General features: G+C 50.1%; 26 protein-coding genes and 1 pseudogene. 14 read left to right on the plus strand and 13 right to left on the minus strand.

Annotation, left to right across the window (positions count from 1 at the left end; all coding sequences use genetic code 11):
- Positions 1–48: 48 nt before the first annotated feature.
- Positions 49–744, minus strand: a pseudogene (locus tag VF724_RS04175) (metal-dependent hydrolase).
- 327 nt (positions 745–1,071) lie between these two features.
- On the opposite strand from VF724_RS04175, the gene VF724_RS04180 reads away from it, so the two are divergent.
- A complete protein-coding gene (locus tag VF724_RS04180) occupies positions 1,072–1,254 on the plus strand; it encodes a hypothetical protein (protein ID WP_371752962.1) in 183 nt (60 codons plus the stop codon).
- 106 nt (positions 1,255–1,360) lie between these two features.
- Here VF724_RS04180 and VF724_RS04185 read toward each other — a convergent pair whose 3' ends face one another.
- The 7 genes from VF724_RS04185 to VF724_RS04215 form a co-directional block, all read right to left on the minus strand.
- On the minus strand, positions 1,361–2,332 hold the full coding sequence (locus tag VF724_RS04185) for a ComEC/Rec2 family competence protein (protein WP_371752963.1): 972 nt from the start codon (positions 2,330–2,332) through the stop codon (positions 1,361–1,363).
- Positions 2,329–3,459 carry an ABC transporter ATP-binding protein gene (locus VF724_RS04190; protein WP_371752964.1) on the minus strand — a complete coding sequence of 377 codons (1,131 nt, stop codon included), beginning with the start codon at positions 3,457–3,459 and terminating at the stop codon, positions 2,329–2,331. Before VF724_RS04190 ends, VF724_RS04185 begins: the two co-directional genes overlap by 4 nt.
- 2 nt (positions 3,460–3,461) lie before the next feature.
- A complete protein-coding gene (locus VF724_RS04195; RefSeq protein WP_371752965.1) occupies positions 3,462–4,322 on the minus strand; it encodes an ABC transporter permease in 861 nt (286 codons plus the stop codon).
- Positions 4,319–5,179 carry an ABC transporter permease gene (locus VF724_RS04200; protein ID WP_371752966.1) on the minus strand — a complete coding sequence of 287 codons (861 nt, stop codon included), beginning with the start codon at positions 5,177–5,179 and terminating at the stop codon, positions 4,319–4,321. The genes VF724_RS04195 and VF724_RS04200 overlap by 4 nt, the downstream gene beginning before the upstream one ends.
- 189 nt (positions 5,180–5,368) lie before the next feature.
- Positions 5,369–6,598 carry an extracellular solute-binding protein gene (locus tag VF724_RS04205; protein WP_371752967.1) on the minus strand — a complete coding sequence of 410 codons (1,230 nt, stop codon included), beginning with the start codon at positions 6,596–6,598 and terminating at the stop codon, positions 5,369–5,371.
- A gap of 125 nt (positions 6,599–6,723) precedes the next feature.
- Positions 6,724–7,437, minus strand: coding sequence for a GntR family transcriptional regulator (locus tag VF724_RS04210; RefSeq protein WP_371752968.1), 714 nt, complete (start codon positions 7,435–7,437; stop codon positions 6,724–6,726).
- Between the two features lie 106 nt (positions 7,438–7,543).
- A complete protein-coding gene (locus tag VF724_RS04215; RefSeq protein WP_371753053.1) occupies positions 7,544–8,494 on the minus strand; it encodes an SPL family radical SAM protein in 951 nt (316 codons plus the stop codon).
- 165 nt (positions 8,495–8,659) lie between these two features.
- Here VF724_RS04215 and VF724_RS04220 point away from each other — a divergent pair, with 165 nt between their 5' ends.
- The 6 genes from VF724_RS04220 (at position 8,660) to VF724_RS04245 (ending at position 13,629) form a co-directional block, all read left to right on the plus strand.
- Positions 8,660–8,827, plus strand: a complete 168-nt coding sequence (locus tag VF724_RS04220) for a hypothetical protein (protein WP_371752969.1) — start codon at positions 8,660–8,662, stop codon at positions 8,825–8,827.
- Positions 8,828–9,037: 210 nt separating this feature from the next.
- Positions 9,038–9,784 (plus strand): NUDIX hydrolase, encoded by a 747-nt coding sequence (locus VF724_RS04225; RefSeq protein ID WP_371752970.1) that lies wholly within the window; start codon positions 9,038–9,040, stop codon positions 9,782–9,784.
- A 173-nt stretch (positions 9,785–9,957) separates the two neighbouring features.
- Positions 9,958–10,401 (plus strand): PNPOx family protein, encoded by a 444-nt coding sequence (locus VF724_RS04230; protein WP_371752971.1) that lies wholly within the window; start codon positions 9,958–9,960, stop codon positions 10,399–10,401.
- 53 nt (positions 10,402–10,454) lie between these two features.
- Complete coding sequence (locus VF724_RS04235; protein ID WP_371752972.1) at positions 10,455–11,228, plus strand: IclR family transcriptional regulator; 774 nt, start codon at positions 10,455–10,457, stop codon at positions 11,226–11,228.
- Positions 11,229–11,255: 27 nt separating this feature from the next.
- A complete protein-coding gene (locus VF724_RS04240; protein ID WP_371752973.1) occupies positions 11,256–11,720 on the plus strand; it encodes a hypothetical protein in 465 nt (154 codons plus the stop codon).
- 427 nt (positions 11,721–12,147) lie between these two features.
- Positions 12,148–13,629 (plus strand): spore germination protein, encoded by a 1,482-nt coding sequence (locus VF724_RS04245; RefSeq protein ID WP_371752974.1) that lies wholly within the window; start codon positions 12,148–12,150, stop codon positions 13,627–13,629.
- Between the two features lie 10 nt (positions 13,630–13,639).
- Here the strand turns inward: VF724_RS04245 and VF724_RS04250 are convergent, their stop codons facing one another.
- Complete coding sequence (locus tag VF724_RS04250; RefSeq protein ID WP_371752975.1) at positions 13,640–15,037, minus strand: PAS domain S-box protein; 1,398 nt, start codon at positions 15,035–15,037, stop codon at positions 13,640–13,642.
- A gap of 201 nt (positions 15,038–15,238) precedes the next feature.
- On the opposite strand from VF724_RS04250, the gene VF724_RS04255 reads away from it, so the two are divergent.
- The 5 genes from VF724_RS04255 (at position 15,239) to VF724_RS04275 (ending at position 19,769) form a co-directional block, all read left to right on the plus strand.
- Positions 15,239–15,913, plus strand: coding sequence for a uracil-DNA glycosylase (locus tag VF724_RS04255; protein ID WP_371752976.1), 675 nt, complete (start codon positions 15,239–15,241; stop codon positions 15,911–15,913).
- Between the two features lie 109 nt (positions 15,914–16,022).
- Positions 16,023–17,171 carry a stalk domain-containing protein gene (locus VF724_RS04260; protein ID WP_371752977.1) on the plus strand — a complete coding sequence of 383 codons (1,149 nt, stop codon included), beginning with the start codon at positions 16,023–16,025 and terminating at the stop codon, positions 17,169–17,171.
- A gap of 247 nt (positions 17,172–17,418) precedes the next feature.
- Positions 17,419–18,363, plus strand: coding sequence for a DMT family transporter (locus tag VF724_RS04265; protein WP_371752978.1), 945 nt, complete (start codon positions 17,419–17,421; stop codon positions 18,361–18,363).
- Positions 18,364–18,414: 51 nt separating this feature from the next.
- A complete protein-coding gene (locus VF724_RS04270; protein ID WP_371752979.1) occupies positions 18,415–19,377 on the plus strand; it encodes a cell wall hydrolase in 963 nt (320 codons plus the stop codon).
- 212 nt (positions 19,378–19,589) lie between these two features.
- Positions 19,590–19,769, plus strand: a complete 180-nt coding sequence (locus VF724_RS04275) for a hypothetical protein (protein ID WP_371752980.1) — start codon at positions 19,590–19,592, stop codon at positions 19,767–19,769.
- Between the two features lie 29 nt (positions 19,770–19,798).
- Here VF724_RS04275 and VF724_RS04280 read toward each other — a convergent pair whose 3' ends face one another.
- On the minus strand, positions 19,799–20,161 hold the full coding sequence (locus VF724_RS04280) for a hypothetical protein (RefSeq protein WP_371752981.1): 363 nt from the start codon (positions 20,159–20,161) through the stop codon (positions 19,799–19,801).
- Between the two features lie 216 nt (positions 20,162–20,377).
- Here VF724_RS04280 and VF724_RS04285 point away from each other — a divergent pair, with 216 nt between their 5' ends.
- Positions 20,378–20,629 carry a hypothetical protein gene (locus VF724_RS04285; protein ID WP_371752982.1) on the plus strand — a complete coding sequence of 84 codons (252 nt, stop codon included), beginning with the start codon at positions 20,378–20,380 and terminating at the stop codon, positions 20,627–20,629.
- Positions 20,630–20,692: 63 nt separating this feature from the next.
- On the opposite strand, the gene VF724_RS04290 is transcribed toward VF724_RS04285, so the two are convergent.
- Positions 20,693–21,139 (minus strand): hypothetical protein, encoded by a 447-nt coding sequence (locus tag VF724_RS04290; RefSeq protein WP_371752983.1) that lies wholly within the window; start codon positions 21,137–21,139, stop codon positions 20,693–20,695.
- 107 nt (positions 21,140–21,246) lie between these two features.
- On the opposite strand from VF724_RS04290, the gene VF724_RS04295 reads away from it, so the two are divergent.
- Positions 21,247–22,929: a glycoside hydrolase family 13 protein gene (locus tag VF724_RS04295; RefSeq protein ID WP_371752984.1), complete on the plus strand. Its 1,683-nt coding sequence runs from the start codon at positions 21,247–21,249 to the stop codon at positions 22,927–22,929.
- A 4-nt stretch (positions 22,930–22,933) separates the two neighbouring features.
- Here the strand turns inward: VF724_RS04295 and VF724_RS04300 are convergent, their stop codons facing one another.
- Complete coding sequence (locus VF724_RS04300) at positions 22,934–23,563, minus strand: LbetaH domain-containing protein (RefSeq protein ID WP_371752985.1); 630 nt, start codon at positions 23,561–23,563, stop codon at positions 22,934–22,936.
- Between the two features lie 151 nt (positions 23,564–23,714).
- A complete protein-coding gene (locus tag VF724_RS04305) occupies positions 23,715–24,569 on the minus strand; it encodes a protein-glutamine gamma-glutamyltransferase (RefSeq protein ID WP_371752986.1) in 855 nt (284 codons plus the stop codon).
- Positions 24,570–24,610 lie beyond the last annotated feature (41 nt).

Raw genomic sequence — 24,610 nt, forward strand, 5'->3', positions numbered from 1 at the left:
GGACCTGGAGCCGGGCCGGGTATAGGGAGCGGGACGAATCGCTAATGTTCAAGTCAGCCTGACCGTTTGTCCGGGTTTCAGGACCTTCCCCGGGATGCCAATTCGTTTCAGAGCTGCGACAAATTTATATGGGTTTTGGCGGATCACCGGGAAGGAATTGTAATGAATCGGGATCACCAATCGCGGTGACAGCCATTTAGCCGCCTGGACTGCTTGTTTCGGGCCCATCGTGTAAACATTACCGATGGGCAGAAAGGCGGCGTTGATGTCGTTGCGATTGCCGATGACTTTCTTCATGTTATAGAACAATCCTGTATCCCCGGCGTGATAGATGGTTTTACCACCCATTCGGATCACAAACCCGGCGGGCGCGCCCGCATAAATGATTTGTTTTTGCTTCTCTCAGATCACGGAAGAGCTGTGCAGCGCCTCTGTCACTTTGACGGTTCCGAAAGGAAACCTGCGGCTGCCGCCGATATTCATCGGAAACGTTCGGACGCCTTTCCGGCCAAGATAAGTCGCCAGCTCGTAAACGGCGATGATGGTGGCCCGATTCCGCTTGGCAATGGCAAGCGCATCGGCGATGTGATCCTCATGACCATGCGTCAACAGAACATATTGCACATGAATATCCTTAAGCTTCACGGTTGCCAGCGGATTTCCCGTTATCCAGGGATCGATGACGATCGAGTGCCTTCTGTCTGAAATTTGCACTCCGGATTGTCCCAAAAAGCGGATGCGTATACTCATGATAACCTCCCGATATGGATGTGCTGCGACAGGCGCGCATGATTCATTCTATGCCCGGCCATATCTTGTTGGAAGAGGTGTTTGTCCTTTCCGCGTTCCAAGAAAAGAGCCCGCTTTGAGCGGGTTATTCTCAGGCGGGTTCTTTTTGTGATTTTTTATTTTCGTTAAAGGATAGCAGTACGGTAAGTGTAAAATTTCAAACAAGCAAAAGAAATGGAACGAGGATAAGGAATCGCTCCCCTTGGATAAAATAACAAGGCGTGGAAAACTGTGAAAAAGCAACCATCTCCAAACATCATTCCATTCAAGGGGGTTCATCCTATGCCTGATCGGAACGACAGCTATTCCGACTCCGACAATAACGGCCAAAGACGCGCCAAAGAGCGAGGCGGGGAACATCGCAGCGGAAGGTTGAGCGGGTTCAAAAATTCGACGTCCGAAGGCGGCGCATACCCGACTGAATATACCAGTCGGATCGAAGAAGAGCAGGAACCAAAGGAGTAGAACGACAGAATACCCCGCCAGAACGACGGGCAGCTCTTCAAGAACGGCTTGGGCTGCCCGTCGTTTGATTGGGGGAATCCTGCATCAGGATTCGATGAGTAACCGGTTATTTCTCTTTGGGATTGTGCCCGATGTGTACTTGAAAGGCGCCGCCCATCTGTAGGGACATGCCATTCGGATAAGCGCCCGTCGGGTGAAAGCTCGAACCGGTCAAAGCGCATATTTTCTCCCAAGCGGGAAAAAAGGAAAGGGAACGATCGCGGCTGATCGGGATAATGACATGCTCGGGGCATACCTTTGCGAGGGTGCCCTTGGTCATGGCATCCTTCATGCCGTGATGGGGCGCTTTCCACACGCTTGAACGCAAATCGGTGCGCTGCGACAGCACTTTCCATTCGGCCTCCGGCATGTCGGCGCCAAACAGGATCGACTGCTGCGGATGATGCTCCGCAATCAACCGGTATACGGAGCTGTCGTGATTGGACAGCTCAAAAAAACGGCAAAGCCACGTTTCCCTTTCTCGATCGTCAAGCTCCTCCGAAGCGGTCAGCCTTTGCAACGCATTCCTGGCCGGCAGCGCATCCGCCGGCGTCGGATACAGATGAAGCAGTTTATAGCCCTCGCGAGCCCAGACGACATGACCTGTCTCCGCCCATTCATCCCGCCAAAAAATCTTTGTCCCTTTCTCCTGCAGCATCCGAATCAACAGCAAATAGTCGGCAATCAACCGGATAGTACGGGAAGCGAGCGGTTGTCCTTCCGATCCTTCCGTCTCCGTGTTCGTTTCCGGCGTTTCCATTTCCAGTGGTGCGAATGGGCGATAGGGAAGTACGGCATGGCGGACCTGTTTGGATTTTGCCACGTCCAACAATCCATGCAAATGATCCTCGTGCAGATGAGTCAGAATCATCCACTCGAGCGTTTCAAAGCCCCGGCGGTCCATCCAGCGGTCAGGGGAATCCTCCTGATCGGAAGGATTTCCGTCCCCGCCGTCAATCAGCGTCAAAGCTCCGGAAGGCAGCTCGATAATATGGGCGTCTCCCCAACCGACATTCAAAAAATGTACGCGGGCCGTCATGCCGTTCCCACCTCCCCGGGGGCAAACCGGAAGGCGCGGCTTAGCGGAATCCGGATTTCGTAGCGGCCCGGAGAAGCCGGCGCATCCATATCCAAGAACAGCATTTGTCCGCCGATATCAACAACGTGCCGGTATTTGGAGCCGACAAAAAGATGCTCCTTAACCGTTCCCGTAAGGATAAATTGATCCCCGTTCGTCTTCACTTCCGGCAATGAAGATGGGGAGACGGCGAATGAGGAGACAGAGGTCAAGTCCGCAGCGGCAGGCGGGATCGTTCCAACAAGCGGGGCTGCGGCTTCAGCTTGGATTGCCCTTTCAACGGGTGTTACCCGTTCAACCGGGACCAGCTTCGGATCCTCGGAGCGCACCACCAGACGCTGATGCTGTCCGCCGATCTTGACATCCAGCGTATTGCTTTCGCCGAGAAAATGCGCCACAAAGTAGGAAGCCGGCGAACGATATACTTCCTCGGGGGTTCCGGCTTGCTCGATGCGCCCGTCTTTCATGACCACAACAAAATCGGCCATCGAAAGCGCTTCTTCCTGATCGTGTGTGACATAGACTGCCGTAATCCCGAAGGACTGCTGGATGCTGCGGATTTCCACCCGCAGCCGCTGCCGGACCTTGGCGTCCAGATTGGACAAAGGCTCATCCAACAGCAGCACCTCCGGCTGGATGACCAGCGAACGGGCCAAGGCGATGCGCTGCTGCTGGCCGCCGGAATACTGGGATGGCTTGCGCTTTTTAATGTCGGAAACGTCGATTTCCACTCGCCGCATGACATCGTAAACCCGTTCTTCCCTTTCCTTGCGCGGAACATTCCGCAGCTTTAGACCATATGCCACATTGTCAAAAACGCTCATATGCGGCCATAACGCGTAATTCTGGAAAACCATGGCCGCTCCTCTGGCTTGCGGCTCAAGATCGGTGACGTCCTTGCCACCGAATAAAATTTGCCCGGAATCGACTTTGAGGAAACCGGCGATCGAGCGAAGCAGCGTCGTTTTCCCGCAGCCGCTCGGTCCGACGATCGCGGTCAAGCATTGGTCGGGAAGCTTGAGAGAGATATTGAAAATTCCGCGCTGCTTGGCATAGTTTTTGTTGACATGTTCGATTGTAATTTGCAAATTTAAACCCTCCCAAACGCGGACAGATATTCCGACTTCATGAATCTGTCCAGCAGAACTAACAGCAGAATTCCCGGGATCATCAACAGCAGCGCGGTGACGGAGGCTACCTGCATCTCATATCCCATGGCGGCATTATACATATATATGGGCATCGTCGTGATGAACGGCGCGCCGATCAACAGACTTCCGGTAAATTCATCCAAAGAGTACAAAAAGACGAGCAGGCTGGCTGCGGCGATTCCCGGAAAAGCCAGCGGGAGCGCTATCGTGAAGAAGCTTCGAAGTCTGGAGGCTCCCAGCATGACCGCGGCTTCTTCATAGGCGGGGGCGATGCTTTGGAAGACCGATACCAGCGTCCATACGGAAAAAACCAGCGCGCCGACCAAATGGGTCAGCACGACCCCAGTTAGCGTACCTACCAGATCCCAGCGGTACATGAGCACCATGGCGTTGGTGAAGACCGGCAGCTGGGGGAACGCTTGCGGCAGTAAAAAAATGAGCAGCAGCAGCGATTTTGCAGGTATTTTGAAGCGCGCGAGCATATAAGCGATCGGAACGGTCAGCAGAATGCTCGACAGAGTGACGATTATGGCGATGACGAAGCTGTAGTTCAGCGATTGCAGCATTTTGCCGTCCATCACTTTTTGCCAGTACAGCAGTCCCCAATCGGTGGGGAGAATGTTAGGCCAGTACCACTTTTCGGCAAAAGACCAAAGCAGCAGGCTGGAAATCGGGCCAAATATGATAAACAGGGAAAGAATGTACAAGATCAGCCTTAGTATCATGCGTCCGGGCCGAAATACGCGTTTGGCCGAATGTGCGGTTTGCATGGATGATGCGGTCAGCGTAGATTCGTTCATGCGCGCGACACCGTCCTCAAATAGTAGATTGCCGCGCCCATGGACACGAGATAAGAGATGACGCCAATGGCATTGGCGGCTCCGTAATTATTCTGATAGACGATTTGATAGTAAAGGTCCATCATCAGCACCTGATTTCCCCCGCTGTTGCCCAGCATGGCGGGGATGGAGAAATTGCCGATCATCGAAGTGAACATCAGCACCGAGGCGACGCCGATCGCGCCCTTGCTCATCGGGATCATGATATCGACGATTTGCCAGATCGTCCCGGCTCCGAAGTTGCGCGACGCTTCCAAGTAACCGTTGTTGATGCCGCGAAACGCGCCGAGCACGAGGAGCAGTGAAAAAGCGAGATTTTTCCAGACAAGAGCGGCAACGAGTCCGGCTGTGGAAAAAGCGATGGACGGCATTTGGTCCGGATTGAACCAATTTCCGGTCAAAAATACCAACGCGGAATTCAATGTGCCGTGCGGCGCCAGAAAAACCCGGACGGCGTGACCGACAACCACAAACGGCACGAACAGCGGAATTTTAAACATAAATTCGATCCAGGAACTGTGATGCAGCCGCAAATAGCCAGCCAGCAGCACTGTCAGAACAAGCAGAATAACCAGACTGAGCAAGCTCACCCATACGGTGAACAGCATATCTCGAACATACATTGAGAAGATGAAGCTGTAATTTTCCAGTGTCCAATTCCCGGATTTGTTTTGGAAGCTGGCAATCAGCGAGTGAAAGAAAGGGTAGATAAACAGCACGCCCACTATGGCAACGGCAGGAGCGGCCATTGCCGCTCCTGCCAGCCAGGCGAGGGACGTGGAACGAGACAGAGGACGCAAAGTTCTTGAGGTTTCCATGTCCCACCCTCCGTTCTAATTAAATTTTCAAAGGCTTGGTGCGAGACCGCTCGGCCTTATTTACCACATAAGAATTATATGTTTCCGGTCACTCGGAAAGGTAAAATTCTTATTGGCATGAAAAATCTCCTATAATCGCGGTCTGGCTTCTTTGAAAGACTTCGATAGAAGTTTTTCTTAAAAATCAGCTTAATTTTGTTCGTAGGACGTTTTCAAATCTTTCAAGAAATCGGAAAGCGGGAAGGAAAGGCCGCGTTTGGAAAGATCCTCTGCAGTGACGTCCTTGAACAGTTTGTTTTTGCCTTCCTCGGAAACCTTCGGCAGTACGGCATTGGCGTCGATACCTGGATACCAGCTGTTGTGCTCGACAATGACTTTGGCTTGGGTTTCCGGCGAGGTCAGAAAGTCTGCGTATTGGATTGCCGCATCTTTGTTTTTTGCGTTTTTCGGAATTACAACGTACATCGGTTGGCCTGGGAGACCGGGCTCAATGACCTTCAGGCGCATATTCGGATTCATCCGGCCTTGATCCTTCCACAGGTAGAACATATCCACCCATACCGGGCCCATGTCGATTTCGCCGCGGTTCAGCATATCCAGGGTTCCGTTGTTGCCGTTCGTGTAAGTTACCGGCAGTGCTTTCAGTTCCTTCATGACGGCAGGCCATTTTTGCTCAAGATCCTTCGTGAAAGGTCCTTCCGTCAACTGCTTGTAATCTCCCGTCTTCCAATATGTATAAGCAGTCGTAAAGGCCACTCCGCTCATACCGTTTTTGATTCCGTTGTAGCCAAAGCGCTTCGGATTGCTGTTGATCCATTTGACAAGCTCATCAAAGCTAGCCGGCACTTCCTTGACTTTATCCGGGTTGTAAGCAATCGCTACTTGGCTGTGGAACATCGGGATGACATAGCCTTCGACATTCGCTCCAAGGCTGTTCTTGCTGTCCGAAGAAGTCACGAGATCTTTGTTGGCGGACATCGGCACCCATTTTTCCAGCAGACCGTCTTCCACCATTTGCTTCATGGCGCTTTGGTGAACGACAGCCACATCGATATCCCATTCGGTTTTGCCTGCGTCTTTTTGTGCCTTTAATTTCTCGTAAATCTTTTGCGATCCTGCGTCTCCGGGGCCTGTTCCGATCACGTTGACGGTCGTTCCTGCGTGATTTTTGATGAAGTCGGGAGCCACATTCTTCTCTTGAAGCTCTGCCATGTTGGTGTCACCTGCAGTCGCTACGTTTAGCGCCACCGGTTCGGCGGCTTTCTCGGGTTGCTTCGTTTGCGCCGCGTCAGCAGCGGTTGGTGCGGGCTGGTTCGTGTTTTGTGCGGAACTGGAGGTATTTTCCGTTTTGCTTCCGCATCCGGCGGCTAAAGCCAGCACCAGCATTAATACCATGGAAATTCCGGCAATTTTCTTCATGTCACCCATCCTTAGAATATTTTTTAGTTGTCTAGACGTCTTGTAGTATATTATGGTGGACTTGTATTAACGCAGTGTCAAAACGATTTAAAGAAATCATTAATGCGGAGAAAAAAAGCGCACCCTTAACGGGTGCGCTGTATCCAAAATTTGAAAACATCGTTGCGGAAATAATCATAGGAAAACAATACGGGCAAATGACTGGAATCAAAGTGGATTTGCTTCAGCAAAATGACGGTTGTATTCGGATTGACCCTCAATTTTTGGCAGTTGGCATCCGTTTGCAGCGGAACCACCAGCTCCGTATTGGCGGAGACGATGCGGATGCCGCAGTTTTCTTCAAGGAACCGCATGAGGGAACCCCGCAGCGTATTCATCTGAAAAACATCCCCGACGAATGAATATGGCATGATATTAATATTGAAGGAAATCGGCTCGCCATTGGCTTTGCGCATCCGTTCGCTGACAATGACCGGGTCCCCCGGACGGATTTTTAAAAATTCGGCCCATTCCGTTTGGCACGCTTCGCGGCGAATGGATTCCTGATGCTGTCCTTCCTGCAAACCGGCTGTTTGGATCATTTCGCTGGTCGAGCTGAGGCGGTCGATGCTGCTGGGAATCGGGTCCAGCGGACGAATGACAAACGTGCCGACTCCATGCCGGATACGAACCTTTCCTTCCTCCTCCAATTTTCTGACGGCTGCGCGGAAGGTTTCCCTGCTGACCGCGAATCTTCGAGCCATCTCGACCTCCGAGGGAAGCCTCTGACCCTCTTGCAATTCTCCGCTTTCCATTTGGTTTTCCAATTCTTCCTTGATTCTTTGATATGCGGGTTTCACGTTATGCTCATCCAATCTTTTAATGAATAATCTGGTCTTTTGAGACATCTAGTCCTCTAAAGTTTAAAGGATGCCGGTTAACGGAGGATTAAGGCTGTGTAAAAATTTAAAACGAAAAGCTTAATTGTATCGGTCCGTTATCCTTGGATCCGGGTGCTTCTTTAGTGACGGTCCGATCGGATAAAGGCTCCTTCCCAGCCAAATCATGGCGGGCCAGAATCCCTTCAATCGCCTCCATCAGCGGACGGCTGTAGTCGGCGTGAGGATAGGTGGAGGAACGGTACAGAAAGCCGAATTTGCCGGTGAGACGCGGATAATGCCGCTGCAGCGTCAGGAAGAACCAGGATCGCACTTCCTGCGTGCTGAGTCGCAGGATCGAAGGCATCACGAATTTGGCCTTGCAACGGGAGGCTCTGCCGATCAGCTCTGCGATTTCTTGCAGATTGTCGGTCAAATAAGGCAGAATCGGCGCCAGGAAAATACCTGCCCGAATGCCTTCCCGATTCAGTCGTTTGACCGTTTCCAGCCGCTTGACCGGGGATGGACTGAACGGCTCCATATTGCGCCAAACCGATAAATTCAGCGTATTGATGCTGATGTTGACCGTTATATCGGGAATTTGCTTCAGCAGATCAAGATCGCGCAGGATCAGCGGCGAACGGGTTGTAATGGTTAACGGAACCGGATAGCGGACGAGTATCTCAAGACATTGGCGGGTCAATCGGTTTCTGGCTTCCGCCGGCTGGTAAGGGTCGGTTGCCGTGCCGATGGCAATCGGTCCGACGGTTAATCCCTTGCGGGATTTGGACATTTTGGACAATTGTGTCTCAAGCATTTCCGGCGCGTTCTTTTTCAGAAAGATGTGTTTTTGAAAGGTGTCATCGGCGTTGCGGCCGAGAAACGTATGCGTGCTTCGGGCATAACAGAAGCTGCAGCCGTGCTGGCATCCGCGATAAGGGTTGATGGACCAGTCAAACGGCATGGAGGGTGCTTTAACCGGATTTAATGCGGTTTTGCAACGAATTTCTTCAAATTGAACGGTATCCTTCAAGTGCATCATCACTCCGCGGATTCAAGAACAAATGTTCGTTTTTTTTATTTTAACAAACGTGATGAAAAATTGCAAATATGATAAATTTAACAGGTTTTCGATAGAAGCTGGTATATAATGAAATGAAAGAAATGCCGTCGGTATGCTTCATTGATCAGGAGATGAAGGAAGATGGCTCAAGGGCTTCTCAAAAGACATGTGATCGCCTACGCAATATTCTATCCTCTGGTTGTATATGGATTGCTGCAATACCCGCAGGTCCGGCTGGCGACTTCCGGCGTCGATTTCGGAATCTTGGCTCTATCCTGGTATTTGGCGGAATCGCGTTGTCCGGATTAAAAGGCGGGCTGATCACGTCGTTCTATGCAAGTCTCTGTTTGGCTCCTTGAACGACAGCTTGTCAGATTGCCCTTCTTCCGAAATGCGTTGCGGTAAAAAAGCTTCTTCGAAAAAAACTTCATGCTCGGCGGATGGGCTGTGTTAAAATAGAGGTAACACGGTCGGCTGGCCGAATGAATGAAGGACCTAGAGTATTCGGAGGAATATCAATTGAAAAAGCAACAGAACACTCCAACTGCGGGTGAACATGAGCGGAAGGAACCGACCGATGTGCCAAAGGCTGATCTTGCTGCTGAGGAGCATAAGTCGGAAAAGCTTGTCGATGCATGGGGAATGTCGGAAGTCATAGAGAAAGTGCAATCGCATACCCGGGGAATGCTGGATGAACATCTGTATCGGAAATCCAGCGTGCTTGTGCCGCTGCTTCTGAATGAAAAGGGAAAGCTCTCTGTTTTATTTGAAAAGAGAGCTCATAAGGTCAAGCAGCCGGGCGACATTTGTTTTCCCGGAGGGCGGATCGAGGCGGGTGATAACAGTGCATGGGAGACAGCGGTCAGGGAAACCAGCGAGGAGCTGCGGATACAGAGGGAAGACGTTCAATGGATTGGCGATCTGGACTATCTCGTTCATCATGACCGTTCCATTATATATCCTTACGTTGGTTTGATTCATGGGCAGGATAAATTTGAGCCGAACCCGGATGAGGTTGCCGAGGTGTTCTGCATAGAGCTGGAAGAACTGCTGCAAGCGCGGGTGGAGCATTATCAATTAACCTTCAGACCGGAGCCGGATGTCAATTTTCCATACCACCTCATTCATAACGGCGTAAATTATTCGTGGCGCATGTCCGCTTCTCAGACTCCGTTTTATCGGATCGGCGAAAGAGTGATCTGGGGAATGACCGCCCGCATTCTTAAACATTTCATCGAGGTCGTAAACAAGGCAAGCATGTCTTAATTTCCTTTTGTCCGAAGTCGCAAGAAGCACGCGGTCGCTCATCAATGAATTAGCCTCGATAGAGTTTTTTTATGGCTGCTCATGATTTCGCCGGTTAGATTGACAGAAAAATCGGTGTAATGTAATAATGTTTTAAAAATGGTGAATAAATGAGCATTGAAAGGATGAGCGAAATGGCAATAACCGATTTCGATTTTGGGCAAATCTTTAACGAGGAACGCATCGGGCTGTTGACGACATATAATAAGCAATCCGGTAAAATCCATCAAAACGCCGTATCCTGGATAAAAGGGGCTTCAGCGCACAAGCTGCGGATTGCCGTATCGACCAAATCGGACATCGTGACGAATATTGAGGAGCATCCGCAAGTGACCCTTTCTTTTTTTTATGATCAAAAGGTAATCGCTTTCCAATCGGAAGCGAAATTGCTGACCAAACAAATGGAGGCCGTGCCCTTTCCCCTGACGCTGATCGAGGTGGAGACGGAGCAATTGCAGGATATCATGTTCTACGGAGCCGCCATCTCGCAGGAACCCGCATACGTCAAAACTTATAATCTCGAGGCAGCGAAGAAGCTGGATCAGCAGGTTTATGCTTCAATGGCTCTCTCATACTGAGCTGCGATTGACATTGTCAAGCGACAAGGCTGAACGTTGAAAGGTAGGAAGCAATGGAAAAGGCAAAAAAAGGAGCAACCATTCAATCACTGCAGATCGGTTTTTCCATCGTGGACCTGGTCGCCGGCCAAGGCAGGCCGCTGAAGTTTAATGACATCTACGAGCTCACGGGAATCACCAAGAGTAATCTCTACAAATATATAAATACTTTGACACAGCAGGGTATCTTATACCGGGATCGAGAGACCGGGGCCTATACGCTCGGAAGCAAGCTGGTCGAATACGGCATGGCCGCGGTGAACAGAGAGAACGTCAGTGAACGGATATTGCCGTTCATGCAGGAGATTAACAGAACCTGTAAAAGCACGGTTCTGTTAATCTCCTGGACGCACGACGGTCCGATCGTCGTCAGAATGATCAACAATAATCAAGGTTTGAACATCGGGGCGCAGATCGGAACGTATTTGCCTCTTCTTTCCGCGAGCGGGAAAATCTTTGCGGCCTTCCTCGAGGAATCGCTGGTTCGTGATTGGAAGCTGCGGGAGCTCGGGAAATTGAAGGAAGAGCGGCGAAAGGCGCTTGAACGCGAATTGGACGTCATCCGCGACAAACAAATCAGCTTCGCAGATGAGCCGCTGGTGCCGACCATTTCCTCCGTATCGATTCCGATTTTCAATTTCGGCAAACAGCTGCTTGGAGCCGTAACGGTGGTCGGCTTTTCCGAGACCGTCCCGCAAACGGAGCAGGACGAATTGAGCCGATACCTGCTGCAGATGCAGCGTGAAATTTCACGGGTATTCGGATATCGCAATCAGACTGCCGAGTAAACTTCCGTAGAGGAGGCACTCCTAAATATGAGCATTTTGATTATTTCGGCCGTGGTTCTGTCATTGATCATGGCGGTAGTGATCATAGTGACTGTCAGTGTGCGGGCGCGAAATCATCCAGCGGATAATGAAGGCGGTGAGATCATGTTTAAAACCTTATATATTTACCTGGTTTTGTTCGCAACGTTAATGATGTCGATCGGCGGGAGCGTGGCGGCCTTCATGGCCATTGCGGATATCGTTTCACCGCCGTCCTACTACCAGAGCTTTGAGATGTATAAACAGGGACAGCTGAATATGCCGAAGGAAGCGGCGAACCAACAAAAAGTGCCGACCGAAGCGGAGCTGAAACAAAACTATGATCAGATGGTGAACGATGAGCTGCAGAGGGCGAGAGAGCGGGCGGTCAACAGCTTGATCAAAAGTTTCGGCTGGATCATCATCCCGTTCCCGATCTTTATTTATTTTCAACGCAAAGTCAGGAACGCATAAAATGATTCTCAGAAAGGAAACGGCGGCGGATTTTCCGCCGTTAGGCTGTCGAGAAACCCTATAATCATGGGAATGAAGTTCCATAGGGCTGGGGGGTATCTTCTGTAGAGACCCGGCGTTCGCCTTTGAAACCGGGAAAATGCCGCAATTTCCAATCCCATTTCCTGGTTTCAAGAGCGACGGAAGAAGATACCCCCCCACATGACAAAAAGACTTCATTTCATTCTTAGGGTTTCTCGTCACTCTGACCGGCGGCGTTCCGCCGTTTTTTTGTGCCCTGCAAATCAAAAGCGGAACAAAGTTTTCTTTGCCAACTTCCGTGTGTTGTGTCAAAGACTCCCGGATCGTTTATCCATTCGTAATTTGGAAATACTGGATGGAAAACTTAGACTTGCGGCGAATCGGCTGCAGGTCCGGGGGGATGCGGATGGTCGACCGTTCTGGCCAAGGCTTGGAAACGGAATTTATACATAGAGAGCTTGATAAAAACATCGCTGTCCTGAACAGGGTGCTCGGTGTGGATGCCAGCTTTGATATGATTTGCCGGGAGTTGGAGTATGCGGGCCGGAGGTTTGCGCTGTATTTCGTGGACGGATTGGCCAAGGACGACATCATGAACCAACTGATGCGGCATTTGTCCAACCTTCCGGAAGGCGCATTGAATACGGAGGTTATCGCCAAGCTGCTGCGCACGCATATCGGATATTTGGAAGTGGCCACTGTAAACAGGATGGAGGACGTCATTTCGAACGTCCTGTCCGGCCCCCTGATTCTGTTGGCCGACGGCTGCGAAGAAGGCTTGATCATTGATGCGCGAACTTATCCGGCGAGGAGTCCGGATGAGCCGGACATCGAGCGGGTGGTGCGGGGCGCGCGGGACGGTTTCACCGAAACGCTGATCTTCAATACGGCGCTTACCCGCAGAAGGCTGCGTGATCCCTCCCTGCGCATGGAATATATCAGGGTCGGGACACGATCGAAAACCGATATCTGCCTGGCTTATTTGGAGGATGTGGCTGATCGGGAGCAGGTTGCTTTGGTGCGGGACAGGATCCGGAGGATACGCATCGACGGCATCCCGATGGCGGATAAGACAATCGAGGAATTCGCTTTCGGGAATAAGTGGAATCCGTATTCGATGGTGCGCTATACGGAAAGGCCGGATGTGGCGGCAGTGCATCTGCTGGAAGGACATGTGCTGATTTATACCGATACTTCGCCAAGCGTGATGATTACCCCAACCACTTTTTTCCATCATGTTCAACACGCGGAAGAATACCGGCAGAAGCCGATTGTGGGCGCCTACCTCAGGTGGGTGCGGTTTTTCGGCATGCTGGCGTCTGTTTTTCTGCTGCCCTTATGGTACTTGATCGTGCAAAATCCGCAATTGGTTTCCGGCCATTGGGAGATTCTGATTCCGAAGGACAAAGGCGAATTGCCGCTGTTCATTCAATTCATGCTGGCCGAGATCGGCATCGACCTGCTGCGCATGGCCGCCATTCATACGCCCAGTCCGCTGGCGACCGCACTGGGGCTGGTTGCGGCGATCATGATGGGCGAGGTGGCCGTGAAGATGGGCTTCTTCACGGAAGCGGTCATCCTGTATTTGGCGACGGCGGTCATCGGTACGTTCGCCACTCCCAGCTATGAGATGGGGATGGCCAATCGGCTGGCCAGAATCTTTCTGTTGTTTGCCGTATTTTTGTTTCAAATTCCCGGCTTTTTGCTCGGGGTGCTGCTCTGGTTTATTGCGCTTGCCTCGACCCGCTCGCTGAATACCCCGTATCTATGGCCGTTGGTGCCGTTTAACGGAAAGGCGCTGCTCGATATCCTGACACGGCCGCCAGTTTCGGACAATAAGCGGCGTGCGGAAATTTTGTCGCCGGACGATCCCGACCGCATGGAGTAATTTCCTCAGCTTAAAGCGGAAGCTGAATACTGGCGATGGTTCCAGTGTTCATCCGGCTTTCGAAAAATAATTTGCCTCGATGCTTTTCAATAATATTATAGCTGATCATTAATCCCAAACCGGTGCCGTTGGGTTTTGTCGTATAAAAAGGCTCGCCCAATTTTTTGATCAATTCGGGCGGGATCCCCGGTCCCTGATCGATAATCTGCACCAAAATATGCTTGCCTTGCTTCTTGCATGTGACTTGGATCGTCCCCCCGTTGGGCGTCGCCTCAATGGCATTTTTCAGCAAATTGATAATAACTTGCTTCAGCTGATTTTCATCGCATCTGATCAATGCTGTTTCTTCATCATATTCTGTGATGATTTCCAGATTGTTGAGGATGGCCTGAGTATTGATAATCGGAATGACGCTGCGGATAATGTTATTGATATCGTGCCATTGAAAATGCACGGCTTGAGGCTTGGCAAGTATCATAAAATCGTTGACGATGTAATTGATTCGATCCAATTCCGATAGCATGATATTAAAGAAATCGTGGGATTCGTTGTATTTCTGTTTTAATAATTGGGAAAATCCTTTCAAGGCGGTCAGCGGGTTTCTGATTTCATGCGCGACCCCGGCGGCCAGCTGACCGATGACAGACAGCTTCTCCGATTGAAGCAGCAGTTCTTCGGCCTGTTTGCGCCTGGAAATATCAATGCAGGAAGCGATGACTTCGACCACCGAGCCGTTGTGATCTTTGATCGGTTTTAATGAAGCCAGATAGGTTACATTATTGAGCGCCCCCTCGTAGATCAGGTTTTCTTCCCCGTTCCATGCCCGCTCGCAATAATTCATTTTGGATGAGGCGATTTCATGCGGGAGAAAATCGAACAGGTCTTTACCCACGACTTGTTCGGGCGTTAAACCCAATCTGTATAATAATTCACCGTCGGCCAATGTGTGAATATACCGCTCATTGATTTTTTTGTATTTGAAGGTCATTCCCTGCTGATAACGAATTGTATTCAAAAGATCTTGATAGGACTTCATGGCTTTTTCTTCCATGGCTTTGCGGTCTGAGATATCTTTGGAAATACAGGCGACGGCGGTGAATTTGCCTTCAGGACTTCGTACGGCAAAAAAAGTGTGCGCAATATAAAATTCCCCGTCTTTTCTTTTTATGACCGTTTCATATTGCATATCCTTTTCGCCTTGCTGCAGGGCTTGTTTTGCATTTTCAAATTCATTTGAATCCAGGATGGATATTTTCTTTCCTATTAATTCGCTTTCTTCCCAGCCGTAAATCCTTTCCAAAGCTTTATTTATCAGAACAAAGTTTCCTTCTAAATCAAACACGCTGATTCCATCCGTCGAATTTTTGATGATCCATTCGCATAGTTCCCCTGAAGCGTGTGTATTCACTGCATCACCCGTGTTCTGTCAGTTTTATTTTTATCATTCGCCGCGCTTCAACAATTTTCCTTCTTACCAAAAATAAACCAAGCTAAGGAAATGCTGAAGGGACAGCTTTCGACGCTTTTCTTTTCATTTCGGCAATTTCATTTTAAAATAAGGATGAATTCTGCGGATATCAATATGAAATAAGTGGAAGGGGGGACGGTAATGGGCATATTGAAAAACGATTGGTCCATGCTGTTGGGGGAAGAATTTGGAAAACCCTATTATCTGCGGCTGCGGGGCTTTCTGATTGATGAATACGGCAGTCAGACGATTTATCCGGACAAGTACGAAATATATTCGGCGCTTCATTTGACATCTTTTAGTCAAACCAAAGTGGTGATTATCGGTCAGGATCCGTATCACGGGCACGGGCAAGCGCACGGTCTAAGCTTTTCCGTCAAACCCGGCATCGAAGTTCCGCCCTCTCTCAAAAATATTTTTAAAGAATTGCAGAATGATCTGGGATGCAAGATTCCCAATAACGGATACTTGGAAAAATGGGCGCGGCAGGGTGTCCTTCTGTTGAACAGCGTGTTAACCGTACGCGAGGGATTGCCGAATTCACACAGGGGAAAGGGCTGGGAAACGTTCACGGACAAGGTGATCGCAGCGATCAACGGTCGGCAGCAGCCTGCAGTTTTTATTTTGTGGGGCAAAAATGCGCAGGAAAAATCCAAGTTGATTACAAATTCCCGCCACCTCGTCATTCAATCCGTCCATCCAAGTCCGTTATCCGCGATGAGGGGGTTTTTCGGCAGCCGTCCGTTTTCCCGGGCGAACGCTTTTTTGAAGAAACACGGTATGGACGAAATCGATTGGCAAATTCAAGATATTTAATTTTTTTGGGGGATACCCTCCCAAAAACCGACATTCTTCGAATTGTATATTGCAAGCTTTACCAATCCTTGTTTTACCAATTATTTTTGTTGATGAGGGAGAGATTAGGATGAAGAATGTATGGAAGTCTGCAGCAATAGTCGCATTATCCGTTTCGCTTTTTGCCGCACCGGGTCTTTCCGGGATGCAGAGCGCATTTGCCAAGGATCAGGGGGATCGCCAAGTAAAGGAACACGCCTCAAAAGCTGAGGAACCTCAAATGGCTTCTGAGTCCGGAGACGATTCTGTCACCGGGGATACCTATGGAGACGGGCATGGACATAAAGGCTACACCGGTCTGTTGAAGGCGTTGGAGAATGTGCAGGACAAGCCGGCAGGCGAAGTCATCGCCAATCTGCTGCAAAGCAAGTACGGCTTCGAGGACGTGCTCGGCACGATCAAGGTGAAGGCTGACGCTTTGGCTCAAGAAATCCAAGCCGGTACCGCGAGCACCGCGGATATCGAGGCGAAGAAAGAAGAATTGAAAGCTTACGCCGAGAAGCTGCGCGAGCAATTGAAAAATCAGCTGGAATCGCTGAAGGAAAAAGATACCGCGCTGTCCAATCTCGCTGATATTTATGCCGCATCCGGTTCGGATACCGAGGCCGCTGATGTGGAGAAGGAAGCGATCAAACAAAATGTGAAGAACCTTGAGTCATACAGCAAGCTGGCCAAGCTTTACGAAAAAATGGGCAAAAAGGGGATTCATGCCTTCGTAAACGGGGAAGAGCCGCAATTTGACGTTCCGCCGGTCATTAAAGACGGAAGAACCCTGGTTCCTTTCCGGGCCATATCCAAGGCGCTTCATGCCGATGTAACCTGGGATGCCCAGGAGAAATCAGTAACGGTAACCAAAGAGGGAATCACGGTCAAATTGATTATCGGAAGCAAAACGGCCTATGTGAACGGACAAGAGGTACAATTGGACGTTCCGGCGCAAACGCTCGACAACCGGACCGTGGTGCCGATCGCTTTCGTCAGCCAGGCGTTTGATGCTGTAGTGAAGTGGATAGCTGAAACGAAAACGGTCGTGATCTACGACCAAACTGCCGCCAATGCTTCGACAAGCACCGGCACGGCGGCCGCAGACACAACTACAACAACAACAGATACGACTACAACAACAACAGACACGACTACAACAACAACAGACACAACTACTACAACGAATACAACAACGAATACTACGGGCACGACTGCAACAGGCGCATCCAATTAACTGTTTGATTGTAAGAGTTGCGGAATTGCACAGGGATGAACAGGAGAAGTTCATCCCTGTACAGTCCGCTTTTTTTCATTGAAATCGCCGGTATGGAGGAAATGCCTGCGATTGTGCAGGAATTTTCTTTCGAAGGTCCGTTACCCATGTCCCCGAGAGGAAATTAGTAAAATTTGCAATTATCGAATTTTCCGTGAAATCCTGCTATAATATGTACAGAGAAGAGACAGGAGTGCGGAGCCATAATATGGAAAAAAGGATATATCTGATGCTTGCCGGGGTTGTGATTTCTTGGGGGCTTAACGTTGTAGCGGTAAAATATTTGACAGAGCAGGCTCCAATGTTTTCAGTTGCGGCATTAAGGATCATTTTTGCCGCTTTGGCAATGCTTCCGTTTGTATGGAAAGGTTACGGATGGTTCAAGCTCAATGCCCGTCAGTGGATTCTGATTTTTTTGATCGGCTTGACATCGGTGTTTATCAACCAAATCTTTTTGGTTTGGGGGCTTGCACTGACAAGCGCAATCAACGCGGCGCTGATTCTCGGTTTGAATCCCTTGAGTACAGCTCTGCTGGCTGCGATTTTTCTGGGGGAAGGCCTGGGCTGGAGGCTGATTGCCGGAATTGTCCTTGGTTTTACAGGCGTTGTCCTTGCAGTCGCTTCCAAATCCGCTGAAGGCGGGATCGCGGTGGCGGGCTGGGGCGATCTGGTGGTTCTCGGCAGCATGCTGTCTTATGTCATCGGGAGTTTGTTCGTCAAAAAATTGGCCGGCCGCATTCCCGCACTGGTCATTACCGCTTATTCCACGGCGATTGGCGCGGCAATGCTGGGAGCGGCCGATCTCGGCATTTATGGGGCTCGCGCTTTTACGTCAATCGACGGTGACGCATTTTTCTGGATATTGATGCTGTTTTCCGCATGGGTCGCGACGGCGCTGGGCAATTTGGGCTGGAATTATGGGATCCAAATGTTGGGCGCCGGCCGAACCGCCATTTTTTTGAACGGTCTTCCCTTTGCGGGTATGGCCGGAGCTTTTTTGTTTCTGGGGGAGCACCTTCACTGGATTCATGCCTTTGCATTTGCGCTGACGGCCGCAGGCATTATGCTGGCCCTTCATAAGCGCAGCGGGACCGGGCACACTTCCAAGCCTTCCAAACCAGCCAAGCCCAAAACCCCGCAGCTCACGTCATAACCTTTGGGTCTTCGCTTCATCAGAGAGACTCCTGACTATGAAAGAAAGGGAGTGGGAGAGATTCGCGGTATTGCAGCTCTATTGACATTGATTTTGCTGATGATGGCGTTCCCGCAAGTCGGGAAGGCCGCTGACAATCCGGAGCAAGCACATATTTTCATTGAAGGCAAAGAAATTCCGGGTAATAATTCTTCTGCATATATGTGGGATAACAGACTTTACGTTCCGCTTCGGTTCATCACAGACCGGCTGGGCGGAGAAGCGTCCTGGGACGGCGAAAACAATCAGGTGAGGCTTCGGACGTCTCAGGGAGATGACATAATTTTTACGGCTGATGCTTGGAAAATCAAGTACAACGGCAAACAATATTTGACGGATACACCAATCCGGATCAAGGACGATGCGACCTATTTGCCGCTTCGGTATATCGCGGAGTTTTTGCACTGTACGGTCATATGGGACGGAGAACAGAGGGCGGCCTTTTTTCAAAAGGTTCCTCTTTACAACGTGCAGAGCGGAGACAGCTTGAAATCAATCAGCGAAGCTTTGCATTTGCCGGAGGGTCAATTAAAGGAAACAAACGGATTGCAGGACGACAGTCTGCAGGCCGGCCAAACCTTGAAGATTGTCATTCCGTCCATTATCAAGAATAAGGATGGCATGCAGGATTTTTACCTGTTGGCGCAGTTAATTGATGCGGAAGCCGGATACGAGCCGTATAAGGGCCAAATTGCCGTAGGCGATGTGGTGATCAATCGCGTTCAGGACAGCCGGTTTCCAAACAGCATTCGGGAAGTGGTTTATGCTTCCGGCCAATTCACCCCGGCGATGAACGGGACGCTGGAAACCATTGAGCCGAAGCCAAGCGCTTTAAAGGCTGCTGCCGAGGTGATGCAGGGGGTTAATATAGTCGAGGGCGCGCTTTATTTCTATAATCCCGGCGTCAACTCGGGAGGTTTTTTTGCCAGTCGGCAGTTCATAGCCCAAATTGGCAGTCACCGTTTTGTGAAATAAGCTGAAAACAGTCATCTTGCCTTTCATGAAAGGACTGCTCATAAAGAGAGCCGCTCCGACATGATGCCGGATGGCTGTTTCTTTCATGGCAGCTTTCAAATGGCATGACGGAAACAAAAAAGCCGAAAATAATTTTCGGCGCTTTGAATGGCTTGAAGAGGTTTGGACATAAATGATAACAGGATCAAAATACCTTTCAAGGAGTGAAGTTCATGGAAACCAGCATGAGCCCCGAGGAAGTCTTGGCTCGGCTCCAGCAGCTTCAGGAAAGCGGGATATCCTTATCAAAAAAGAACGTGAAGAAGACGGATCCCGAACTCATGAAAAACGCTCTGTATTACTTCGCAAACTGGGAGCACGTCATGCAGAGGATGGACATCGAGACAATCTAAAAATTTCCGATAAACCCCTGTTTTTTGGACTAGGGGTTCTTTTTTCCATATTTCTTCACGGGGTCATTTTGGCGTTTGGCGGCCCGCTCCATATAGGAATCGTACCTGTCGTCCACTTCCTCGGCAATGCTTCTGTACTGTTTGATTTCCTCTGCGATCGGATCGGTTTCGGCTTGAATGCGGACCTCGTAGCGGGCGGAAAGATTTTTCCTAATGGCTTGCTGGCGGTCGTCCGGCAGCATCTCGCCTTGGGTTAAAGCTTCGGAAATTTCTCGCACCAATTCATCCATCCGATTCTCGTCGCCTTTCGTGTTTTCGTTTCCGTTTGTATGCTCATTTCCGTCCCCGTGTCCGTTCATGCTCCTATTCGTACTGTTGCTCATATCAGTCATAAGGCGGATCTCAACCTCCTTGCGGTAAGCCTTCCATAACAAGGTCATTATACCCACAAATTTGTCCGATTAGACGTCCCATTCCATTTTCATGGCCCCGATCCTTTTTCTAGATTGGATTGTCAATCGGGAACTTCGCATGTCATACTATAGGGAGTAATGAGTCGGTTGTTTGCCACACAGCAATGGGTTTGAACCCTGGAAGGAAGTGATCCGATGGAGCCGTTTCAAAAGATTGCGACGCTGGAGAATATCTTTGAAGGGCAGATGATGGAACAAATTTTGCGGGACCAACAAATTCCTCATGAGATTCGTACTTATCACGATGAGGTTTACGGAAATTTGTACGAGATGAACAAAGGTTGGGGAACCATTCTGGCCCCGGTATCCTACAAAGAGCAAATTCTTGAACTGCTGAGCGAGCTGAGAAAACAATCCTCCATAGAAGAAGCGGGCTTCTCCGAATAAAAAAAGGACTCCCTGAAAAAATGAAAGCCCCTCTTTCAGTCGAGGTGGCTTGTTCAATAAATTTTAATGCAATTTCTCCTGCAGCTGCTTCTCTAAATCCGCCTTCAGTTCATTTTGGATTTGTGCGATATTCCGATTAACAATGTCCGTAATTTGTTTTTTGACGTTTTCCAATTCCAGGTTGGACTGTTCGGTCGTCTGCTGTTTTACGTCATTGAGATAAGCCTTTAATTCCTGATCGGCCCGCTGAATTTCCTTTTTTTCATGCATGCTCAAATTGTTCGAAGCGTTGCGGCTGATATCGTCGACAAGCTTGCTGATTTCGGCTTTATATTTTTCCTTCAAGCCGGCCATATCCTGATCGGATTTCGCTGCAAAGACTGAACCGATTCTCTGGATTCCCTCCTTGATCAATGCAATTAGGGTCGTATCGTTAGCCTCTGCGTAGATTTTTGCGGTTCCCGTCATAAATATCAATGCGGTTGCCAGTATCAGCAGTTTTCTTTTCATACCGTCCGAACGCCTCCATGGTAAATTTCTTTATATTCATCATAAAAGATTTTCAATTTGCAAACCTTAGTGAATTACAGGAAAAATGCTGAGGAAAGGACAAGAAGATGAGCAAAGCTTTTTGGAAGGAGGCCGTCGTTTATCAGATTTATCCGCGAAGCTTCATGGACGGCAACGGGGACGGAATCGGCGACCTGCAGGGAATCATTTCAAGGCTCGACTATTTGCGCGACTTGGGGATAGACGTGGTGTGGCTCGGTCCGGTTTACCGCTCACCCAATGCCGACAATGGCTACGACATCAGCGATTACCGGGCGATCATGGCAGAATTCGGCACTATGGATGATTGGGATCTGCTGTTGGAGGGGCTGCACGAAAGAGGCATCAGGCTGGTCATGGATCTGGTGGTGAACCATACGTCCGACGAGCATGAATGGTTTAGCCAATCGCGGAGGTCTAAGGATAACCCCTATCGGGATTATTATTACTGGCGTCCGGGAAAGGACGGAGCGGAGCCGAACAATTGGGCTTCGGCCTTCGGCGGCTCTGCTTGGCAGTATGATGAACAAACCGACGAATATTATTTGCATCTGTTTTCTGCGAAGCAGCCCGATTTGAATTGGGACAATCCTAAGGTGCGGCAGGACATATACGCCATGATGAAATGGTGGCTGGACAAAGGGGTTGACGGTTTCCGGATGGATGTCATCAATTTCATCTCCAAGGCGCCGGAACTTCCCCAAGCTCCGGCTGCAGAGGGGCAGCGTTATGCTTGGGGCGGACAATATTTTATGAACGGGCCGAGAATCCACGAATTTTTACGGGAGATGAATGAACAGGCGCTGACTCCCGGCCGGAGCATCATGACGATCGGCGAAATGCCGGGTGTTTCGCCGGAAGAAGCGCTTTTATATGTAGGCGAAGAGCGGAAGGAACTGAACATGGTGTTCCAGTTCGAATTAATGGATATCGATGCGGAAGGCGACAAATGGAACATCAGACCTTGGAAGCTGACCGAGTTCAAACGGATTATGGACAAGTGGCAAACGTCTCTGCAGGGCAAAGGCTGGAACAGTCTGTATCTGAACAACCACGATCAGCCGAGAATGGTTTCGCGGTTCGGCAATGACGGCCGCTATCGGGTCGAGTCGGCCAAGATGCTGGCAACGATGCTGCATACGCTTCAAGGTACTCCATTCATCTACCAGGGGGAGGAAATCGGGATGACGAATGTAAAATTCTCATCGATTGAAGACTACCGGGATGTGGAAACCATGAACTTGTATCGTGATCGGGTAATTGAAGGCGGGCAGGATGCGGACGGGGTGATGAAGTCGATTTACGCCAAAGGCCGCGACAATGCCCGGACGCCGATGCAGTGGGATGACGGCGGGAATGCAGGATTCACCTGCGGTAAACCCTGGATCGGAGTGAATCCGAACTATCGGGAAATCAACGTCAAGCAGTCCCTTGAGGACCCGCTCTCGATTCTCTATTATTACCGGAAGCTCATCCGGTTGCGGAGGGAGCATTCCGTCTTGGTATATGGGGATTATCGGATGATTCTTGACGATCATGAGCAGATTTACGCTTACATGCGGACATTGGGAGCGCTGAGATGGTTGGTCATGCTTAACTTTTTCGAATCGGAAGCCGAGTTTGTGCTCCCCGAAGAGATCGATTATTCGGGCAAGCGTCTGGTCCTCGGCAATTATCCCGCCGATCCCGGAGCGGATATCCGCCGTATTCGCCTAAGGCCATACGAGGCGAGGGTGTACGAGCTGGAATAATCGTTCAAAAAACCAATGAAGTATTTCTCTGATATGATTTTCCTAAACGGTAATAATGATCGACAATTTGCGAATTGAGTTTTCGGTATTGCTCGGGCACCTGGGGAAGCGCGTCGGCCTGTGCCTGTCTCCAGACGTTCTGGCCGGGCTCGACGAAGCGGTTGTCCGGAATGGACACCCCATTGGTGATCACCGCACCGTGCATGATTACGCAGTTGCGGCCGATTCGGGCGTCATAGATCGAGGCATGCTGTCCGATGAACGTATTCCGTCCGACAAACAGCGGACCGTGCGGCGCCGCATGATGCAGGATGCTGACCGAGTCTTCTATGTATACGCCCATTTTGCGGCCGTCCGCCTTAATATATTGGGCGGGATGGCAGTGAATCAACACAAAATCCTGAATATTGGTGCGCGGTCCGATGAAGAACGGCGCCGAGGAATCCGCACGGATGACATTGTTGAATCCGATAAATACGTCATCGCTGACATATACGTCTCCAATCACCATGGAATTCACACCGATCACCGAGTTCCTGCCGATCCTGGGAGTCGCGGAATGAGGCACTTCGGCTACCGGCGGATTGGGATGGATGATTTGATGCAGGGGATAAATTCCCGGCGTTTTGATCATGCTACATCAACTCCTCATTCATGGATCGAATGCGTACCGAGAATTGCTCAGCATTCGAACGCTGGGAGTCTGTCCGACGGATTGGTTTTCGTAAATTTTTATTCAAATGGATTGAATAAAATTCACGATCTTGCTTTCGTCGGACAGACTCCTAGGCAATGTAAAGGTCCGAACCGATGGCAGCTATTAGATAACGCGAGGTTGGAAAAGGGGATACCGGTCCGTACTGGGGAAATGAAATGCGATTCAGGTCCTGATGCGGCTTGGCAAATTGGGAAAGGTACCGAAAGTCCGGACGAGTCGCCTGATCCAGCATCCGGGCAGGCTGTGTGGCATTGGGGATCCGGTTCCGGTTGAGCACTTCCATGATGCCATCTGCGCTGCGAATGCCGATTCCATGGCCGTAGAACAACCCTTTTCCCAAGAAAACGGTATTTTCCCCCTGCCAGTGCATTTTCTTGGGATCCACATCGGGATTCTCAAAGTAATAGACGTCCCCGGGAAGTTTATCGGCATGACGGGTCACGCCGAGGTGCAGATCGCGGTCGAAGTGCCAGTCATGGAGATACAGATTGGCGAACAAATCGTCGAACCGATTCTCGTCAATACAGTCGAGCACAGCCTTATAGAATACGATAACGACCGCTGTCGCACATTCGAATCCGTATTCCTGTCCGTTGATAAAGATGTCCCTTATCCCACCCGAGGACTTCACGTCTGTTCGCAGCTGGAAGCCGCCGTTGTCCGTGCGGTGCCAATAGGCAGGATTGCATCGGGAATTGGCAAAGGTCGAGAATGAAGCGTTGCTGGCATTCAGCGCCTTGGCGGCAAGAATAGTATGCAGCCTGAGCAAGAGCTCGAATCGAAGCTCATACGGTGTTCGGAACCAATAGGTGATGCTGCTGGAGGACATCAGCCTGACGGTTTCCTGTTCTGTATCGGTAAGCTGCCAATTCATGTTGTGGATGCTGTTCTCCCCGAATAACGCATTGGATACTCTGATCATCCCGGTTTACCTCCTCGCCGTCGATACATGCTCATAAGTCC

Origin of the sequence: Ferviditalea candida (assembly GCF_035282765.1) — a bacterium.
GTDB lineage: Bacteria > Bacillota > Bacilli > Paenibacillales > KCTC-25726 > Ferviditalea > Ferviditalea candida.

Excerpts from the sequence above, each read along its gene's own strand:
- VF724_RS04180 (WP_371752962.1), top strand. The coding sequence starts at position 1,072 with ATGCCTGATCGGAACGACAGCTATTCCGACTCCGACAATAACGGCCAA.
- VF724_RS04185 (WP_371752963.1), bottom strand. The coding sequence starts at position 2,332 with ATGACGGCCCGCGTACATTTTTTGAATGTCGGTTGGGGAGACGCCCAT.
- VF724_RS04195 (WP_371752965.1), bottom strand. The coding sequence starts at position 4,322 with ATGAACGAATCTACGCTGACCGCATCATCCATGCAAACCGCACATTCG.
- VF724_RS04200 (WP_371752966.1), bottom strand. The coding sequence starts at position 5,179 with ATGGAAACCTCAAGAACTTTGCGTCCTCTGTCTCGTTCCACGTCCCTC.
- VF724_RS04205 (WP_371752967.1), bottom strand. The coding sequence starts at position 6,598 with ATGAAGAAAATTGCCGGAATTTCCATGGTATTAATGCTGGTGCTGGCT.
- VF724_RS04215 (WP_371753053.1), bottom strand. The coding sequence starts at position 8,494 with ATGCACTTGAAGGATACCGTTCAATTTGAAGAAATTCGTTGCAAAACC.
- VF724_RS04220 (WP_371752969.1), top strand. The coding sequence starts at position 8,660 with ATGGCTCAAGGGCTTCTCAAAAGACATGTGATCGCCTACGCAATATTC.
- VF724_RS04230 (WP_371752971.1), top strand. The coding sequence starts at position 9,958 with ATGGCAATAACCGATTTCGATTTTGGGCAAATCTTTAACGAGGAACGC.
- VF724_RS04235 (WP_371752972.1), top strand. The coding sequence starts at position 10,455 with ATGGAAAAGGCAAAAAAAGGAGCAACCATTCAATCACTGCAGATCGGT.
- VF724_RS04240 (WP_371752973.1), top strand. The coding sequence starts at position 11,256 with ATGAGCATTTTGATTATTTCGGCCGTGGTTCTGTCATTGATCATGGCG.
- VF724_RS04245 (WP_371752974.1), top strand. The coding sequence starts at position 12,148 with ATGGTCGACCGTTCTGGCCAAGGCTTGGAAACGGAATTTATACATAGA.
- VF724_RS04255 (WP_371752976.1), top strand. The coding sequence starts at position 15,239 with ATGGGCATATTGAAAAACGATTGGTCCATGCTGTTGGGGGAAGAATTT.
- VF724_RS04260 (WP_371752977.1), top strand. The coding sequence starts at position 16,023 with ATGAAGAATGTATGGAAGTCTGCAGCAATAGTCGCATTATCCGTTTCG.
- VF724_RS04265 (WP_371752978.1), top strand. The coding sequence starts at position 17,419 with ATGGAAAAAAGGATATATCTGATGCTTGCCGGGGTTGTGATTTCTTGG.
- VF724_RS04275 (WP_371752980.1), top strand. The coding sequence starts at position 19,590 with ATGGAAACCAGCATGAGCCCCGAGGAAGTCTTGGCTCGGCTCCAGCAG.
- VF724_RS04280 (WP_371752981.1), bottom strand. The coding sequence starts at position 20,161 with ATGACTGATATGAGCAACAGTACGAATAGGAGCATGAACGGACACGGG.
- VF724_RS04285 (WP_371752982.1), top strand. The coding sequence starts at position 20,378 with ATGGAGCCGTTTCAAAAGATTGCGACGCTGGAGAATATCTTTGAAGGG.
- VF724_RS04290 (WP_371752983.1), bottom strand. The coding sequence starts at position 21,139 with ATGAAAAGAAAACTGCTGATACTGGCAACCGCATTGATATTTATGACG.
- VF724_RS04295 (WP_371752984.1), top strand. The coding sequence starts at position 21,247 with ATGAGCAAAGCTTTTTGGAAGGAGGCCGTCGTTTATCAGATTTATCCG.
- VF724_RS04300 (WP_371752985.1), bottom strand. The coding sequence starts at position 23,563 with ATGATCAAAACGCCGGGAATTTATCCCCTGCATCAAATCATCCATCCC.
- VF724_RS04305 (WP_371752986.1), bottom strand. The coding sequence starts at position 24,569 with ATGATCAGAGTATCCAATGCGTTATTCGGGGAGAACAGCATCCACAAC.